The sequence below is a fragment of the Kineococcus anabasis genome (genome assembly GCF_054590795.1).
This window is the reverse complement of sequence record NZ_BAAIHU010000009.1, coordinates 56,746-72,489: the sequence shown is the minus strand read 5'-3', so window position 1 is coordinate 72,489 and position 15,744 is coordinate 56,746. Positions and strand designations below refer to the sequence as shown.

At 76.2% G+C, this 15,744-nt stretch carries 16 protein-coding genes and 1 riboswitch; of the genes, 6 read left to right on the top strand and 10 right to left on the bottom strand.

Going from position 1 to position 15,744, the window contains the following annotated elements:
- Positions 1–4 precede the first annotated feature (4 nt).
- Both ACYQBY_RS14885 and ACYQBY_RS14880 read right to left on the bottom strand, forming a co-directional pair.
- Positions 5–751: an MOSC domain-containing protein gene (locus ACYQBY_RS14885; RefSeq protein ID WP_459644661.1), complete on the bottom strand. Its 747-nt coding sequence runs from the start codon at positions 749–751 to the stop codon at positions 5–7.
- Positions 748–1,764: an NAD(P)/FAD-dependent oxidoreductase gene (locus ACYQBY_RS14880; protein WP_459644660.1), complete on the bottom strand. Its 1,017-nt coding sequence runs from the start codon at positions 1,762–1,764 to the stop codon at positions 748–750. The genes ACYQBY_RS14885 and ACYQBY_RS14880 overlap by 4 nt, the downstream gene beginning before the upstream one ends.
- A 78-nt stretch (positions 1,765–1,842) precedes the next feature.
- Between ACYQBY_RS14880 and ACYQBY_RS14875 the strand changes: the two genes are divergently transcribed.
- Positions 1,843–2,475, top strand: coding sequence for a cupin domain-containing protein (locus ACYQBY_RS14875; RefSeq protein ID WP_459644659.1), 633 nt, complete (start codon positions 1,843–1,845; stop codon positions 2,473–2,475).
- A gap of 18 nt (positions 2,476–2,493) precedes the next feature.
- On the opposite strand, the gene ACYQBY_RS14870 is transcribed toward ACYQBY_RS14875, so the two are convergent.
- From ACYQBY_RS14870 to ACYQBY_RS14845, 6 genes are all read right to left on the bottom strand, one after another.
- Positions 2,494–2,640 carry a hypothetical protein gene (locus tag ACYQBY_RS14870; RefSeq protein ID WP_459644658.1) on the bottom strand — a complete coding sequence of 49 codons (147 nt, stop codon included), beginning with the start codon at positions 2,638–2,640 and terminating at the stop codon, positions 2,494–2,496.
- A 69-nt stretch (positions 2,641–2,709) separates the two neighbouring features.
- Positions 2,710–3,522, bottom strand: a complete 813-nt coding sequence (locus ACYQBY_RS14865) for an HpcH/HpaI aldolase/citrate lyase family protein (RefSeq protein WP_459644657.1) — start codon at positions 3,520–3,522, stop codon at positions 2,710–2,712.
- On the bottom strand, positions 3,519–4,079 hold the full coding sequence (locus ACYQBY_RS14860) for a MaoC family dehydratase (protein WP_459644656.1): 561 nt from the start codon (positions 4,077–4,079) through the stop codon (positions 3,519–3,521). The genes ACYQBY_RS14865 and ACYQBY_RS14860 overlap by 4 nt, the downstream gene beginning before the upstream one ends.
- 11 nt (positions 4,080–4,090) lie before the next feature.
- The gene (locus ACYQBY_RS14855; protein WP_459644655.1) at positions 4,091–5,263 is read right to left on the bottom strand and encodes an acyl-CoA dehydrogenase family protein; all 1,173 of its coding nucleotides are present in this window, start codon (positions 5,261–5,263) and stop codon (positions 4,091–4,093) included.
- Positions 5,260–7,359, bottom strand: a complete 2,100-nt coding sequence (locus tag ACYQBY_RS14850) for an acetyl/propionyl/methylcrotonyl-CoA carboxylase subunit alpha (protein ID WP_459644654.1) — start codon at positions 7,357–7,359, stop codon at positions 5,260–5,262. The genes ACYQBY_RS14855 and ACYQBY_RS14850 overlap by 4 nt, the downstream gene beginning before the upstream one ends.
- Positions 7,360–7,364: 5 nt before the next feature.
- A complete protein-coding gene (locus ACYQBY_RS14845; protein WP_459644653.1) occupies positions 7,365–8,963 on the bottom strand; it encodes a carboxyl transferase domain-containing protein in 1,599 nt (532 codons plus the stop codon).
- 119 nt (positions 8,964–9,082) lie between these two features.
- On the opposite strand from ACYQBY_RS14845, the gene ACYQBY_RS14840 reads away from it, so the two are divergent.
- The 4 genes from ACYQBY_RS14840 to ACYQBY_RS14825 all read left to right on the top strand — a co-directional run bounded on the left by ACYQBY_RS14840 (position 9,083) and on the right by ACYQBY_RS14825 (position 12,386).
- Positions 9,083–9,475 carry a MerR family transcriptional regulator gene (locus ACYQBY_RS14840; protein ID WP_459644652.1) on the top strand — a complete coding sequence of 131 codons (393 nt, stop codon included), beginning with the start codon at positions 9,083–9,085 and terminating at the stop codon, positions 9,473–9,475.
- 60 nt (positions 9,476–9,535) lie between these two features.
- A riboswitch (SAM riboswitch) is annotated at positions 9,536–9,635 on the top strand.
- A 280-nt stretch (positions 9,636–9,915) separates the two neighbouring features.
- Positions 9,916–10,785, top strand: coding sequence for an ABC transporter substrate-binding protein (locus ACYQBY_RS14835; protein WP_459644651.1), 870 nt, complete (start codon positions 9,916–9,918; stop codon positions 10,783–10,785).
- 22 nt (positions 10,786–10,807) lie between these two features.
- On the top strand, positions 10,808–11,608 hold the full coding sequence (locus ACYQBY_RS14830; protein ID WP_459644650.1) for an amino acid ABC transporter permease: 801 nt from the start codon (positions 10,808–10,810) through the stop codon (positions 11,606–11,608).
- Between the two features lie 40 nt (positions 11,609–11,648).
- Positions 11,649–12,386, top strand: a complete 738-nt coding sequence (locus tag ACYQBY_RS14825) for an amino acid ABC transporter ATP-binding protein (RefSeq protein WP_459645094.1) — start codon at positions 11,649–11,651, stop codon at positions 12,384–12,386.
- Between the two features lie 40 nt (positions 12,387–12,426).
- Here ACYQBY_RS14825 and ACYQBY_RS14820 read toward each other — a convergent pair whose 3' ends face one another.
- A complete protein-coding gene (locus ACYQBY_RS14820; RefSeq protein ID WP_459644649.1) occupies positions 12,427–13,032 on the bottom strand; it encodes a YdeI/OmpD-associated family protein in 606 nt (201 codons plus the stop codon).
- Positions 13,033–13,120: 88 nt separating this feature from the next.
- Here ACYQBY_RS14820 and ACYQBY_RS14815 point away from each other — a divergent pair, with 88 nt between their 5' ends.
- Positions 13,121–13,834: a hemerythrin domain-containing protein gene (locus tag ACYQBY_RS14815; RefSeq protein ID WP_459644648.1), complete on the top strand. Its 714-nt coding sequence runs from the start codon at positions 13,121–13,123 to the stop codon at positions 13,832–13,834.
- A 24-nt stretch (positions 13,835–13,858) separates the two neighbouring features.
- On the opposite strand, the gene uidA is transcribed toward ACYQBY_RS14815, so the two are convergent.
- Entirely contained in the window at positions 13,859–15,640 is a 1,782-nt protein-coding gene (gene uidA, locus ACYQBY_RS14810; protein WP_459644647.1) for a beta-glucuronidase, read from the bottom strand.
- Between the last annotated feature and the right edge of the window lie 104 nt (positions 15,641–15,744).

The window sequence follows — 15,744 nt, the reverse complement described above, 5'->3', positions numbered from 1 at the left end:
GGTCTCAGCGCAGGGAGGCCGCGTCGCCGAGCGCGACGTGGCCTCCCCGCACGACCTCGGCCTGCAGGCCGAACTCCACGTCGTGGACCTGCCCGAGCGTCCGCAGCACGCGCGGGTCGCGGGGCAGGTCCCCGTGGGCGGCGCTCACCATGACGCAGCGCGGCATCGGCTCGGTCAGGCGCAGCACGACGTCGCCGCCGAGCCGCAGCTCCCGGCCCGGCCAGGAGTCCTCCGGGAAACCCTCGCCGGGCACGTCCACGACGACGTTCGCGCGGAATCGCACCGGGTCCACCGGGGCGCCCAGCAGGGCCGAGAGCCGCCGCAGCGCCGCCGTCGTGACGACGTGGACGGGGGAGTCGTCGTGGTGGGGCACCGTCGTCTCCGGGCGCAGCTCCAGCGGGCGGCCGAGCAGCCCGCCGAGCACCGCGGGCGCCTGCGGGTCGTCGGCGCGCAGCCGCCTCCCGTCGGGCAGCTCGACCACGGGCACCGCGTCCGGCCCGCCGGCCCCGCTCCCACTGCCACGACCCCCGTCGCCGCCGGTCCCGCCGAGGCGGGCGCGCAGCGAGAGCAGCCCGTCCACCCGGCGGAACCGCGTGGAGTTCTTCCCGCTGCCGATGCCGCCGTCCTCGGTGTAGACGGCCCAGCAGCGGTCCCCGCGCACGCGGGTGGTGAACTCCGCCCGGCTCAGCGCCTCCCCGAGCATCGACTTCACCGGATACCTGGCCAGCGCCGCGACGTCCCCGATCCTCACCCGGGGACGGTAGCGGGCGCCTCCTGCTCCGCGGGCACGCCCGCCAGCGCGGCGCGCACGTCCTCCGCCACGAGGTCGGCGTTGATCGCCGCGCCGGCGCGCGCACCGCCCGCGGCCGCCGCGCCCACCTGCGCCTGCAGCTCGGTGACGTTGCCCGCGACCCACACCCCCGGCGCCGAGGTCAGGCCGGTGGGGTCGGCGGGCACCGCCTCCCCGAGCGTCCGGCCCGCCACGACCAGCGGGGCCGCCTCCACCCCCAGGGAGGCCAGCACCGCGCTGCGGGCGGTGAAGCGCGGCCCGACGACCAGCGCCCGGCGCGGCACGACCTCCCCGGAGGCCAGCCGCACCCCGGTCAGGGCGTCGTCCTCCACCACCAGGGCCGCCACCGGCCCCGCCAGCACCCGCACCCCGCGCGCCGCGAGCTGCGCCGCCTCCGGCCCCGGCAGCGTCCCGCCCGCGTGCAGGAACACCACCACGTCGTCCGTGAGCTGCCGGAACAGCAGCGCCTGGTGCACCGCCATCGGCCCGGTGGCCAGCACGCCGACGGGGGAGTCGCGCACCTCCCAGCCGTGGCAGTACGGGCAGTGCAGCACGTCGCGCCCCCAGCGCTCCCGCACCCCGGGCACGTCCGGCAGCTCGTCCACCAGGCCCGTGGTGACCAGCAGGCGCCTCGCCCGCACCGTGCCGCCGCCCGCGAGGTGCACGAGGAACCCCGCCCCGGCGCGCTCGGCACCGGTGACGGAACCCGCCACGACCTCACCGCCGTAGCCGCGCACCTCCGCCCGGCCGCGCGCCAGCAGCTCCGCCGGCGGCGTGCCCTCCAGCCCCAGCAGCCCGTGCACGCCGTCGGCCGGCGCGTTGCGCGGCTCGCCGGCGTCCACCACCAGCACCGACCGGCGCGAGCGGGCGAGCTGCAGCGCACCGCTCAGCCCGGCCGCGCCACCACCCACCACCACCACGTCGTACTCCGCCCGCTCCTGCTCCGTGCGGGCCGTCTCCGTCCTCGGGGTCATCGACCTCACCTCCACCGGAACCGTCGCCCGCACCGCACGCTCTTGACAAGCGAGGTTGCGGAACCGGCAAATGGCTCCGTGACGGCGGAGAAGCAGGACGGCAGTGCCGGGGACGGCGACCTCGACGGCGTGCTGGCGGCGGTGGGCCCGCGGCTGCGGCGGGCGCGCACCCGGCGGGGCCTGACCCTGGCCGCGGTCTCCGCGGCCACCGGCACCTCCGTGAGCACCCTGTCGCGGCTGGAGTCCGGAGCGCGCCGCCCCGCGCTGGAGCTGCTGCTGCCGCTGGCCCGCACCTACGGGGTGAGCCTCGACGAGCTCGTCGGGGCACCGGCGGTGGACGACCCGCGCGTCCCGCAGCGGCCCGTCACCCGCCACGGGCGCACCTACCTGCCCCTGACCCGCTCCCTCGGCGGCCTGCAGGCGTACAAGATCGTCCTGCCGCCGCGGACCACGACCGCCGACCCCGAGCCCCGCGTCCACGAGGGCTACGAGTGGCTCTACGTCCTCACCGGGCGCCTGCGCGTCGTCCTCGGCCCGCACGACCTGCTGCTCGGGCCGGGGGAGGCCGCCGAGTTCGACACCCGCACCCCGCACTGGTTCGGCAACGCCGGGGAGCGGCCGGTGGAGGTGCTCTCGCTGTTCGGGCCGCAGGGGGAGCGGGTGCACGTGCGGGCCCGCGCCCGGCGCGGGGGCGGCGGGGCGCAGGGCTGACCGGGCCGGTGGGGGGGCTCAGCCCTCGCCGTCGGACGCGGCGTCGCCCGGGTGGGGTGTGACGTCCGGCTCGGCGCGCGCCACGTCGGCCACCTCCTCCTCGGGACGGGGGGTCGCCGTCTCGTCCTCCAGCACGGGGACGCTGTCGTGGTCGATCTCGCTCATGGCGCCACGCTAGCGACGCCGGCGCCTCCCGCACGCCGGGCGGCCGGGCCGGCGGCCCCGCCCGTGCGGCTACTCCTCGCCCGCGGCGCGCAGCACCTGCCGGGCGTGCCGCAGCACCGGCGCGTCCACCATGCGGCCCTCGAAGGCGAACACGGCGTGCCGCCCGACGGCCGCGGCCAGCACCCGCCGCGCCCACGCGACCTCCTCCGCCGGGGGCCGGAACGCGGCGCGCACCACCTCCACCTGGCTGGGGTGGATGCACGCCTTCGCCGAGAAACCCGTCGCCGCCGCCTCCTGCGCCTCCGCCTCCAGGCCCCGCAGGTCGGGGATGTCGAGGTAGACGGCGTCCACGGCCGGGATGCCCGCCGCGCCCGCCGCCAGCAGGACGGTGGAGCGGGCGTGGACGGCGACCTCGCGGTAGCGGCCCAGCCGGTCGCGGCTGGAGCGCCCGCCGAGGGAGGCCAGCAGGTCCTCCGCCCCCCACATGAGGGCCGAGGCGAGGCCCGAGGCGGCGATCTCCGGTGCCGCCAGCACCCCGCGCGCCGTCTCGCACAGCGCCACCACCCGCCGCGGCGACAGGGCGCGCAGCTGCCCCGCCGACTCCGTCTTGGCGAGCATGACCGTCGTGTACGTGGTGCCCGCCAGGGCCGCCAGGTCGCGGCCGTGGTCCTCCGTGCCGGCCGGGTTCAGCCGCACCACCGTACGCGCCGGGTCCAGGTCGGCCGAGCGCACCGCCCGGCGCGCCGCCTCCTTGGCGTCCGGCGCCACGCCGTCCTCCAGGTCGAGCACCACGACGTCCGCCGTCCGCGCGGCCCGGGCGAACCGGTCGGGGCGGTCGGCGGGGCAGAACAGCCAGGCGGCCCCGGTGGCGGGCGGTGTCACGTCGTCCCCCCGGCCGGCGTCGGCCCCGCCGGCACGTCGCCCGCGCCGCCGGGGCGCATCCGGACGAGCGCGCTGCGCACGGCGACGGCGACCACCGTGCCGTGCTCGTTGCGGGCGGTGTGCTCGAACGTGACGACCCCCTCACCGGGACGGCTCGCGGAGGGGCGCGCGGACAGCACGACGGTCTCGGCGTACAGGGTGTCCCCGTGGAACACCGGGGCGGGGAAGCGGACCTGCGAGAACCCCAGGTTCGCCACGGTGGTGCCCTGCGTCAGGTGCCCCACGGACAGCCCCACCAGCGTCGACAGCGTGAAGAGGCTGTTGACCAGGCGCTGCCCGAACGGCTGCGTCGCGCTCCACGCCGCGTCCAGGTGCAGCGCCTGCGGGTTCATCGTCAGGGTGCTGAAGAGGACCTCGTCGGCCTCCGTCACCGTGCGGCCCGGCCGGTGCCGGTACAGCACGCCCGTGCGCAGCTCCTCGAACCAGAGCCCGCGCTGTTCCACGACGGGCAGCGGTGCGGTTCCCCCGGGTTCCCCGCCGGGTGTCGCGTGCGGCACGTCCACCCCCCTCACGCCGACCGGGGGAGGCCCAGGTGCCGGGCGATGAGCATGCGCTGCACCTCGCTGGTCCCCTCCCCGATCTCCAGGACCTTCGCGTCCCGGTAGAAGCGTCCCACGAGGGTGTCGTTGCAGAAGCCCAGCGCGCCGAACACCTGCGCGGCCTCCCGCGCGGCGGTCACGGCGGCCTCGGTGGCGGCCAGCTTCGCCACGTACGCCTCCCGGGAGAAGGGCCGGCCGGCGTCCGCCAGCCACGCCGCGCGCCACGTCGCGTCCCGGGTGAGCTGGGCCGCCACCGCCAGGTCCGCGACCTTGAAGGAGACGCCCTGGTTCACCCCGATGGGACGGCCGAAGGCGCGCCGCTCGCCGGCGTGGCGCACGCACTCGTCGAGGCAGCCCTGCACCATCCCCACGGCGAGCGCGGCGATCGCCACCCGCCCGGCGTCCAGCGCGCCCAGGAACAGCCGCAGCCCCGCCCCGCGCGGGCCGAGGAGGTTCCCCTCCGGGACCCGGCACCCGGTGAAGCGCAGGTGCCGGTTGTCGATGGTGCGCCAGCCGACGAGGTCGTTGCGCGGCTGCGGCTCGAAACCCGGTGTCCCGGCGGGCACGACGACGGTGCTGACCTCGGGCCTGCCGTCCGGGCCCCGCCCGGTGGCCGCCGTCACCGTCACGTGGGAGGTGATGGGGCTGCCCGCGTTGCCGATCCACGCCTTGGCCCCGTCCAGGACCCACTCGCCGGAGTCGAGGACCGCCCGGGTGGTCAGGCCCTGGGTGTCGCTGCCGCCACCGGGCTCCGTCAGCCCGAAACCCGCCACCTTCTCCCCGCGCAGCAAGGGCCCGAGCCAGCGCTCCTTCTGCTCCGCGGTGCCGTGCCGGGCCAGCGGCGCGGTGCCCAGGCCGGTCGCGGACTCCAGGGTGATGCCGAGGGACTGGTCGACCCGGCCGATCTCCTCCAGCACCAGGCACAGCTCCAGCAGGCCCCCGCCGGTGCCGCCGTCGGCCTCGGGCACGCCGAGGCCGAAGAAACCCTCCCGGCCCATCGCGTGCAGCACGTCCACCGGGTACTCCCCGGCGCGGTACAGCTCCGCCGCGCGCGGGGCGATGACGGCGGTGGCGAACTCCCGCGCCCGCTGCCGCAGCGCCTCCTGCCCCGCGGTCAGCTCGAACGACAGGCCGCTGCTCATGCGTGCTCCCCTCCGGTCCCCGGTCCGTCCACCTGCGCCTCGTCCATCTGCGCTGCGTCGTCCGGCGCGGGGTCCACCCGTGCGACGGCGTCGTGCCGGGCGACGCGCCCGCCCACCTCCACGGCCAGCCGCGTCACGACCCCGTCGGCCGGTGCGCGCAGCGGCAGTTCCATCTTCATCGCCTCCAGCACGACCAGGACGTCCCCGGCCGAGACGTGCCGCCCCACCGCGACGGGCACGGACACGACGGTCCCCGGCATCGGCGCGCGCACCGTGCCGTCCGCCGCGGCACCCGACCCGGCGGTGGGGGAGCGGGAGGGCAGGGCGAACCGCAGCACCTCGCCGCGGTGCGCCACCACGACCTCACCGGGAGCCTCCTCGACGCTCACGTCGTGCACCTCGCCGTCCACCTCCAGCCGCAGCCGCCCCGGGCCCTGCGCCGCGAGCGGGCGGACCGACCACACCCGGCCGGCGCGCTCGTCCCGGGTGCCGTCGTCCTGCCCGGTGCCGTCCTGCCCTGCGTCCTCCTCGACGCGCCCGTCGGCCGGCCGCACCCGCAGCACCCGCGTCCGCCGCCGCTCGTGCAGGCGGACCGCGAAGGCCGCCGCCGGCCCGCCCGCGCGCCAGCCGTCGCGGGAGCCGAACGGCCCGCCGTCCTGCGGCGCGGCGGACGCCAGGGCCCACGCCGCCGCGCACAGCGCGACGTCCGTGCCGGGGCGGGGCGGGACCGAGCGGTCCAGCCACGCCGTGTCCGGCGGCCCGGCGCGGAACCGCGCCGAGGAGGCGATCCGGCGCAGCAGGCCCGTGTTCGTCACCAGCCCCGTGACGACCGTGTCGTCCAGCGCCGCGACCAGCGCCAGGCGCGCCGCCTCCCGGTCGGGGCCGTGCACCACGACCTTGCCGAGCATCGGGTCGTAGTGGGGTGTCACCTCCTGCCCCGGGCGCAGCGCCTCGTCGACCCGGGCGCCGCGCGGCCAGCGCACCGTGCGGGCGGTGCCCGCCTGCGGCAGGAAACCGGCGTCGGGGTCCTCCGCGTACACGCGCGCCTGGATCGCGTGGCCGGTGCAGCGCACGCCGTCCTGGCCGAAGGGCAGCGGCTCGCCCTGCGCCACGGCCAGCTGGAGCCGGACGAGGTCGAGGCCGGTGACCAGCTCGGTCACGGGGTGCTCCACCTGCAGGCGCGTGTTCATCTCCAGGAAGAACGCCTCCGCGCCGCCGGGCCCGACGAGGAACTCCACCGTGCCCACCCCGGTGTAGCCGACGGTGCGGGCCAGCTCGACCGCGGAGCTGCGCAGCCGCGCGCGCAGCGCGTCCGGCAGGGCGGGGGCCGGGCACTCCTCCAGCACCTTCTGGTGCCGGCGCTGCGCCGAGCAGTCCCGGTCCAGCAGGTGCACGACGTGGCCGTGCGCGTCCGCCAGGACCTGCACCTCGACGTGCCGGCCGCGCTCCACGTAGCGCTCCAGCAGCAGCGCCCCGTTCCCGAAGGCGGACACCGCCTCCCGCCGGGCCGCCGCCACCGCCGCGGGCAGTTCCGCCTCCGCGCGGACCACGCGCATGCCCTTGCCGCCACCGCCCGCGGCGGCCTTCACCAGCAGCGGCAGGCCCACCTCCGAGGGCGCGCGCGCCAGCACGCGCTCCTCCTCCCCGGCGGCGGCGTCGGCCGGCAGCGCCAGGGCCGGCGCCACGGGGACCCCGGCGGCCTCCGCGACCCGCCGGGCCTCGTCCTTGCGGCCCATGAGGTCCACCACGTCCGGGGGCGGTCCCACCCACACCAGTCCGGCGCCGGTGCAGGCGCGGGCGAAACCCCCGTCCTCGGAGAGGAACCCGTACCCGGGGTGGACGGCCTCGGCGCCGGTGGCGGCGGCCGCGGCCAGCAGCGCGGGCACGGACAGGTAGGACTCCGCGGCGGGTGCGGGGCCGAGCCGCACCGCGGTGTCGGCCAGCGCGACGTGCGGGGCGCCGCGGTCGGCGTCGGAGTACACCGCGACGGTGCGCAGCCCCGCCCGGCGCGCGGCGCGCAGCACCCGCACGGCGATCTCGCCGCGGTTGGCCACGAGCAGGCTGCGGAAGGGGCGGTGGGTCGCGTGCGCGGTCATGGCGCTCACATCCGGAACGTTCCGTAGGAGGGGGTCCCCCACGGGGAGGGGGCGGTGGGTCCGCGCGCGGCGAGGGCCAGGCCCATGCCGAGGGCGCGGCGGGTGTCGAGGGGGTCGAGGATCCCGTCGTCCCACAGCCGGGCGGTGGAGTGGTACGGCGAGCCCTGCGTCTCGTACTGCTCGCGCACGGACCGCCGGAACTCCTCCTCGTCCTGCGCGGCCCACGTGCCCCCGCGGGCCTCGACGCCCTCCCGGCGCACCGTCGCCAGGACGGAGGCGGCCTGCTCCCCGCCCATCACGGAGATCCGGGCACCGGGCCACATCCACAGGAACCGCGGGTCGAACGCGCGCCCGCACATGCCGTAGTTGCCGGCGCCGAACGAGCCGCCGAGGACGACGGTGAACTTCGGCACCACCGAGCACGCCACCGCCGTCACGAGCTTCGCCCCGTCCTTGGCGATGCCGCGGTTCTCGTACTCCCTGCCCACCATGAACCCGGAGATGTTCTGCAGGAACAGGATCGGGACGCCGCGGGAGTTGCACAGCTGCACGAAGTGGGCGCCCTTGAGGGCGGACTCGGAGAACAGCACCCCGTTGTTCGCGACGACGCCCACCCGGTGGCCCCAGATCCGCGCGAACCCGCAGACCAGGGTCTCGCCGTACAGGGCCTTGAACTCCGTCAGCTCGGAGCGGTCGACGAGGCGCCGGATCACCTCGCGCACGTCGTAGGGGGTGCGCAGGTCCGCGGGGACCACGTCGTACAGCTCCTCCGGGTCCAGCAGGGGTTCCTCCGGCGCCTCCGGCGGCTCGTGCGGCGCGGGCGCGGGCCCGAGCGCGGCCACGGCGGAGCGCAGGACGTCCAGAGCGTCGGCGTCGTCGGCGGCGAGGTGGTCGACGACACCGGAGACGCGGGCGTGCACGTCCCCGCCGCCGAGCTCCTCCGCGCTCACCGTCTCCCCGGTGGCGGCCCGGACCAGGGGCGGGCCGCCGAGGAACACCGTGCCCTGCCCGCGCACGATGACGGACTCGTCGGACATGGCCGGCACGTAGGCCCCGCCGGCGGTGCAGGAGCCGAGGACGGCGGCGAGCTGGGGGATTCCCGCGGCGGACATCCGGGCCTGGTTGGCGAAGATGCGCCCGAAGTGGTCGCGGTCGGGGAACACCTCGTCCTGCAGGGGCAGGTAGGCGCCGCCGGAGTCCACGAGGTACAGGCAGGGCAGGGAGTTCGCGGCGGCGACCTCCTGCGCCCGCAGGTGCTTGCGCACGGTCACGGGGTAGTAGGTGCCGCCCTTGACGGTGGCGTCGTTGGCCACGACGACGCACTCGCGGCCGGCGACGCGGCCGATGCCGGTGACGATGCCGGCCGCGGGGACCTCGTCGCCGTACATGCCGGTGGCCGCGAGGGGGGAGAGCTCCAGGAACGGGGAGCCGGGGTCGAGCAGGCGGTCGACGCGCTCGCGCACGAGGAGCTTGCCGCGGGCGGTGTGCCGGGCGCGGGCCGCCTCGGAGCCGCCGCGGCGGACCTCGGCGAGGCGGGCGCGGAGCTCGGCGGTCAGCTCGCGCAGCGTGGCGCCGCCCGCGCGGGTGGTGGGTGCTGCCGTCACGGAACGCCTCCTCCCGGCAGGCCCGGCTGCTGCCGGGCCCCGCAGCGGCTACGCTGCCGCTTACGTCAACGTAAGCACGGGTGCGGCGCCGCCGCAAGACCGGTGGGGGAGGGATCGCCGTGGACGAGGAACCCTGGTCCATCACGCGCGTCGCGCAGGACCTCGGCGTCACCCTGCGCACCATCCGCTGGTACGAGGACCGCGGCCTCGTCGCCCCCGAGCGGCGCGGGCAGCAGCGCCTCTTCTCCGCCCGCGACCGCGTCCGCCTCGCCCTCGTCCTGCGCGGCAGGCGCCTCGGGTTCTCCCTGGAGGAGATCCGCACCATCCTCGACATGTACGACGCCGAGCCCGGCGAGGCCGGGCAGCTGCGCTACCTCCTGGGGGAGATCCGGCGCCGTCGCGCCGAGCTGGAGCAGCGCCGCGCCGACCTGGAGCAGACCCTGGCGGAGTTCGCCGAGCTGGAGGGCCGCTGCGCCGACGACCTGGCCCGGCTGGAGGGGCCCGCGGCGTGACGGGCGCCCGGCGGGGTCGCGCGGACCCGGTGCCCGGCGGGCGGCTGTACAGTGTTCTGGAACCCATCCAGAGTGGCCGAGAGACCTGGCTCGACGACGCCACAGCAACCACCCGCGGGACCACCCCGCGGGCAGGTGCTCATGCCAGGGCCGATGGAGGAGTCCGTGCACCCGACCGCGCCCGCCGCGCCTCCGGCCGACGACTTCGCGCACCGCTACCACATCGACCTCTGCCGCACCTGCGGAGCGCGATGCCGGCCGTGCCGGCCGTTCCCCGCCCGCTGACCTCCGCCGCCACGGCACCTCCCGCGCAGAGCGCACGACGGGACCCCGCCCCGGGGTGGTCCCCGCACGCGCGCCGCCTCCCGCCGCACCACCCCTCCCGGCACCTCCGCACCCCGGAGGCCGGGTGATCCACCACCACTCCAGGAGAACCACCCGTGCTGACCCGACGCGCCGCCACCCGACTGCTGCTCGCAGCCGCCTCGTCCACCGCGATCGCCCTGACGGCCGCGTGCGGCGGCGAGCCCGCCGCCCCGCCCGCCGAGAACCCCTACGGCCTCCTCACCCCCGGCGTCATCCGCGCCGGCACCCTCACCGACGCCCCGCCGAACGTCTACCTGGAGAACGGGGTGTTCACCGGCTTCGACAACGAGCTGCTGCGCGCCGTCGCCGCGAAGCTCGACCTGGAGGTCGAGTTCGTCGGCACCGACTTCTCCGCGCTGCTCTCGCAGGTGGCCAACAAGCAGTTCGACGTCGGGAGCTCCTCGATCACGATCACGGAGAAGCGCAAGCAGACGGTGGCCTTCACCCACGGCTACGACTTCGGCTACCAGGGCCTCGACGTCCCGGCCGGCTCGACGATCACGGACTTCGGCCAGCTGGCGGGCAGGCGCGTCGTCGTCGTCCAGGGCACCGTGCAGGACGACTACGCGACGAAGAACGACCTCGACCCGGTGCGCGTGCCGGACTACAACACCGCCGCCAACCAGCTCAAGGCCGGAACCGCCGACGCGTGGGTCTCCCCGGCCGAGATCGGCGAGAAGATCGCCGTGGACTCCGGTGGCGGGATCCTGTTCGCCGCCAAGGAGATCACCGACCAGCCCACGGCCTTCGCCGTCGCCAAGGGCAACACCGCCCTGCTGGAGGCCCTGAACGGGGCGCTGGACGAGGTCGTCGCCGACGGCACCTGGTACGAGCTGGAGCAGCGCTTCTACCCCGGCCGCGAGATCCCCGCGGAGTTCCGGCCCGGCAGCGGCTCGGTCGCGGTGAACACCGCGGCGCCCTCCGCGTCCCCGTCGGCCTCCTGACGGCCGGCCGCGGAGGACCGCCGTGGACGTCCTGCTGACGCTGCGCAGCACCTTCCTCGACACGGGGGCGATGCGCGAGGCCCTGCCGGAGCTGATCGGCACCGGCCTGTACAACACGCTGGTGCTGGCGCTGGCCTCCGGCGTGCTGGGCACCCTGCTCGGCATGGTGCTGGCCCTGCTCGGGCTCTCCTCGCGGCGCTGGCTGCGCTGGCCGGCGCGGATCTACACGGACGTCTTCCGCGGCCTACCCGCGGTGGTGACCATCCTGCTCATCGGGCTGGGCCTGTCCCCGCTCTACGTGCGGTTCTTCCCGCCCAACCCGTTCCCGCTGGGGATCCTCGCGCTCTCGCTCATCGCCTCGGCCTACATCGGGGAGATCTTCCGCTCCGGCATCCAGAGCGTGGAGGCGGGGCAGATGGAGGCCAGCCGCGCCCTGGGCTTCTCCCACGCGCAGGCCATGCGCCTCGTGGTGGTGCCGCAGGGCGTGCGCCGGGTGCTGCCCGCGCTCGTCAACCAGTTCATCGCCCTCATCAAGGACTCCAGCCTCGTGTACTTCCTCGGGCTGCTCGCCAGCCAGCGGGACCTGTTCCGCATCGGCCAGGACTACAGCTCCAACACCGGCAACCAGTCCCCGCTGCTGCTGGCGGGCCTGCTCTACCTGGTCCTCACGGTGCCCCTCACCCACGTGGTGAACGTGGTGGACCGGCGGATGCGCACCGGCGGTGGCGCCGACGCCGGGACCGCGGACCCCGGCGCCCCCGCGGCCGGCTCCACCCCGCTGCCCGCGCCACCGCAGGCCGGTCTGCGGGCGGGGGGTGGCTGAGGTGAGCGGAGCGGACGCGGTGGGCGCGCCGGCGGGGGCCGTGGTGGCACCGTCGGCGACGAGCGTGGAGCTGCGCGGGGTCCAGGCGCGGTTCGGCCGCAACCACGTGCTGCGCGGGATCGACCTGACCGTCCCGCGGGGCACCGCGGTCAGCGTCATCGGCCCGTCGGGGTCGGGGAAGTCGACGCTGCTGCGCACGGTGAACCGGCTGGTGGAGCCCAGCGCCGGCACGGTGCTGCTGGGCGGGGAGGACGCGGCGGCCGTGCCCGTCGACCGCCTGCGCCAGCGCGTCGGCATGGTGTTCCAGCACTTCAACCTCTTCCCGCACCGCAGCGTGCTGGACAACGTCGCCATGGCCCTGCGGACCCTGCGCGGGTTCTCGCGCGAGGAGGCGGAGCAGCGGGCGCGGCGCCACCTGGAGGAGGTGGGGCTGGCCGAGAAGGCCGGCGTGCGGCCCTCCAGGCTCTCGGGCGGCCAGCAGCAGCGCGTCGCGATCGCCCGGGCGCTGGCGATGGAACCGGAGGTCATGCTCTTCGACGAGGCGACCTCCGCGCTGGACCCCGAGCTGGTCAAGGGCGTGCTCTCCCTCATCTCCGACCTCGCCTCGGGCGGGATGACGATGATCGTGGTGACCCACGAGATGGGTTTCGCGCGCAACGTCTCCGACGCGGTCGCGTTCGTGGACGCCGGTGTCGTCGTGGAGGCGGGCACCCCGCAGCAGGTCTTCGAGGCGCCGCGGGAGCCCCGGCTGCGGCAGTTCCTCTCCCAGGTGCTGTGAACCCCCGCGGCGCCGCCCGGCCCGGGTGGCGCCGCGGTGCTCAGGGCGGGTCGGCGGGTCGCGCCCGCTGCGGGTGGAACGTCTCGCCCCGCGCGAGCATCGCGACGAACTCCGCGATCCTGCGCTCGCGGGTCTCCGCCCGCTTCACCGACGCCAGGCGGTGGACCAGCGCGTAGCGGTTGGTGCGGGTGAGCACGTCGAACAGGGCCTGCGCCCGCGGGTCGGCGGCGATCGCGGCCACCAGGTCGGCGGGCACCTCCGCCTCCGACGACGGCGGGTACGCGGCCTGCCACCGCCCGTCCTCCTGCGCGGCCCGCACCGCGGCGCGCCCGGCCGGGAGCATCCGGCCCTGCTCCTCCAGCCGCGCCACGTGGGCGACGTTGCGCCGGGACCAGATGCTGCGCGCCCGGCGCGGGGTGTACCGGACGAGGGACGTCTGCTCGTCGCGCCTGCGGCCCTGCCCGTCGATCCAGCCCACGCACAGCGCCTCGTCGACCGCCTGCTGCCACGTCAGCGAGGTCAGGGTTCCGCCCTTGCGCGTCAGCACCAGCCACACCCCGGGCGAGGACGCGTGGTGGACCAGCAACCAGGCGCGCAGTTCCTCCGCGTCGGCGACGAGCAGTTCGTCCAGCTCCGCTCCGGGCACGGCCCGACGCTAGCCCCCGCGTGCGACACGGCACCGCGGGCCGCGGCGGAACCGTTTGCCGGCGACGGGCCCGGGGTACCGACCAGCCATGACCAACCCGCGCCACAACGGGCTGACGTCGGTCGCGGACCAGTCCGAGGACCAGCGCGGAGGCCCGGGCAGCATCCTGAGCCGGCAGAGCGCCGACCACCGCCACCTCGACGAGCTGATGCAGGCGTACGACGCCGAGCCCGACGCCGGTGAACGCGGTCGCATCGTCGCCGAGCTCAGCGAACGCGCCCTGCGCCACGCCTTCGCCGAGGAGACCGTGCTCTTCCCGGCCTACCGGCGGTTCCTGCCCGGTGCCGGCGGGGACGACGAGCTGACGCGCCACATCGAGGGCGACCACCAGCGGATCAACGAGCTGCTCGAGGACCTGCAGCACGCCGACCCCCGCTCGCAGGGCTACGACGCCGAGGTCCGCCGCGTCTTCGCGCTGATCCGCCACGACGCCCACGACGAGGAGGACGACCTGCTGCCCCGGCTGCAGCAGGTGGCCGGCGTGGAGGACCTGCGGACCATCGGCGCCGCCTGGGAGGCCGCCCGCACCGCCTCGCCCACCCGGCCGCACCCGCGGGTGTCCCGGCGCCCGCCGGGCAACGTCGTCGCCGGAGCCGGCCTGGCCGTCACGGACCGCCTCGAGGACGCCCTGGACTCCCTCGCCCCGGACGGCGGCGCCCGCCGCGCCGTGCGCGAGGGCGCCCTCGCCGCCCTCGCCGGGGCGGCGCTGCTGCTGCTCGTGCGGGGACTGCGCCGGCGCTGACGGCCGGGTTCGGGCCGGGTCCGGCTAGCGGTCCTCCCCGCGCCAGCGGCGCCGCAGCGCGTGCGCGGCCGCCTTGGGCAGGCGGTCGCGCGTGAAGACGCCCTTGCGGTTCCCGCCGACGCGCATGACCCCCGAGGTGGTGGTGAAGTCGGCGAACACCCACGCCTGCTCGCCCACGACGGCCTCGATGCGGTCGAACACGCGGTGGCACATGTCGTAGAACTCGACCTGGTACTCCTCCGTCCACGGCGTGGGGAGCGCGGCGTGCAGCCCGGGGTAGGTGTCGGCGCCGTACTCGGTCACGACGACGGGCTTGCCCTCGCCCGCCCAGGCGCGCAGCTCCTCCTCCAGGTGCGCCTCCGCGGCCGCCAGGTCACCGGTGTCCAGGTACCAGCCGTAGTAGCGGTTGAGCAGGAGGACGTCGCCGAACTGCGAGACGCGGCACTGCCCGTGCGGGGCGAGGACGACGTTGGCGAAGGCGACCGGCCGGGTGGGGTCGGCCGCGCGGGCGACGTCGAACAGCGGGCGGAAGTACTCCTCGCCGGCCGCTGTCTGCGACTCCGGCTCGTTGGCGATGCTCCACAGCACGACGCTCGGGTGGTTCCGGTCGCGGGCGATCAGCTCCCGGATCGCCTGGGCGTGCACCGCCTGCGTGACCTCGTTGACCGTCTCGGGGGTGTAGGTGGTGTAGCCCTGCGCGCCGAACACCCCGCCGCCGATGCCCATGTTCAGGCCGACCGCCGCGGTCTCGTCGATCACGAGCACGCCCTGCCGGTCGGCGTGGTCGAGGAAGTCCTCCGAGTACGGGTAGTGCGTGGTGCGCACAGAGTTCGCCCCGCTCCAGCGCAGCAGCTCGAAGTCGTGCACGAGGTAGGCCGCGTTGTGCCCCTTGCCGAGGACGGGGACGTCCTCGTGCATGGCGAAACCCTTGAAGGAGAAGGGCTCGCCGTTGACGAGGAAGCGGGTGCCGTCCACCCGCACGGTGCGCACCCCGACGCTCTGGTGGTACTCGTCGAGCAGGTCCTCCCCGCGGTGCAGCCGCAGCTCCAGGTCGTGGAGGTAGCCGTCGCCCGGCGCCCAGCGGTGCACGCCCGGAACCTCCAGGACGCCCGAGTCCCCGGTGCCGGTGGCGACGACGGCGCCCGCGGCGTCGCGCAGCACGACCCCGACCCGGAGGTCGCCGGCGCCCACCACCTCGCTCGTCCAGCGCACCAGGCCGAGGTCGCCGTCGAGGTCCGTCACGACGGTCACGCCGGTGAGGTGGGCGGGGTCGGTGCTGTACAGCCACACCGAGCGGTGCAGCCCGGAGTAGTTGAAGAAGTCGTGCCAGTACTTCTGCCGCCGGCCGTGCGGGGTGTCCAGCACGACGCCGGGCGGGATCGTCTGGAACGTCAGGGTGTTGTCGACCTCGACGGTGAGGCGCGCCGGTTCCCCGGGGCTGACGTGGTCGGTGACGTCCACCTCGAACGGCGTGTAGCCGCCCTCGTGGCGGACCACCTCCGCGTCGCCGACCCAGACGGTGGCCCGGTGCGTGGCCGACTCCAGGTGCAGCACGATCCGACGGCCCGCCCAGCCGCGCGGGACCCACACCTCCCGCTGGTACCACGCGGCCCCGATGTGGTCGCGCACCGCGGCGTCGACGTAGAGGTCGTTGTAGCTGGCCGGGACGGGCACGTCGCGGGCCTGCGCGAGCGGCCCGGCGAACCAGGCCTGGTCCCTGCCGTGCCCGCCGGGGTCCAGGCGCAGGCGCCACATCCCGTCGAGGTTCTTGCGCTCACGGCACCGGTTGTCCTGCGGGCGCAGCATGCGGGTGTCCCTCCGTGGTGCGGTGGCCGCAGGTCCGGTCCTGGGCGGCCCGCGACGGCAAACGCTTTCCGGAGGCCGCACCGTATCCCCGCCCCCCGGGGCGC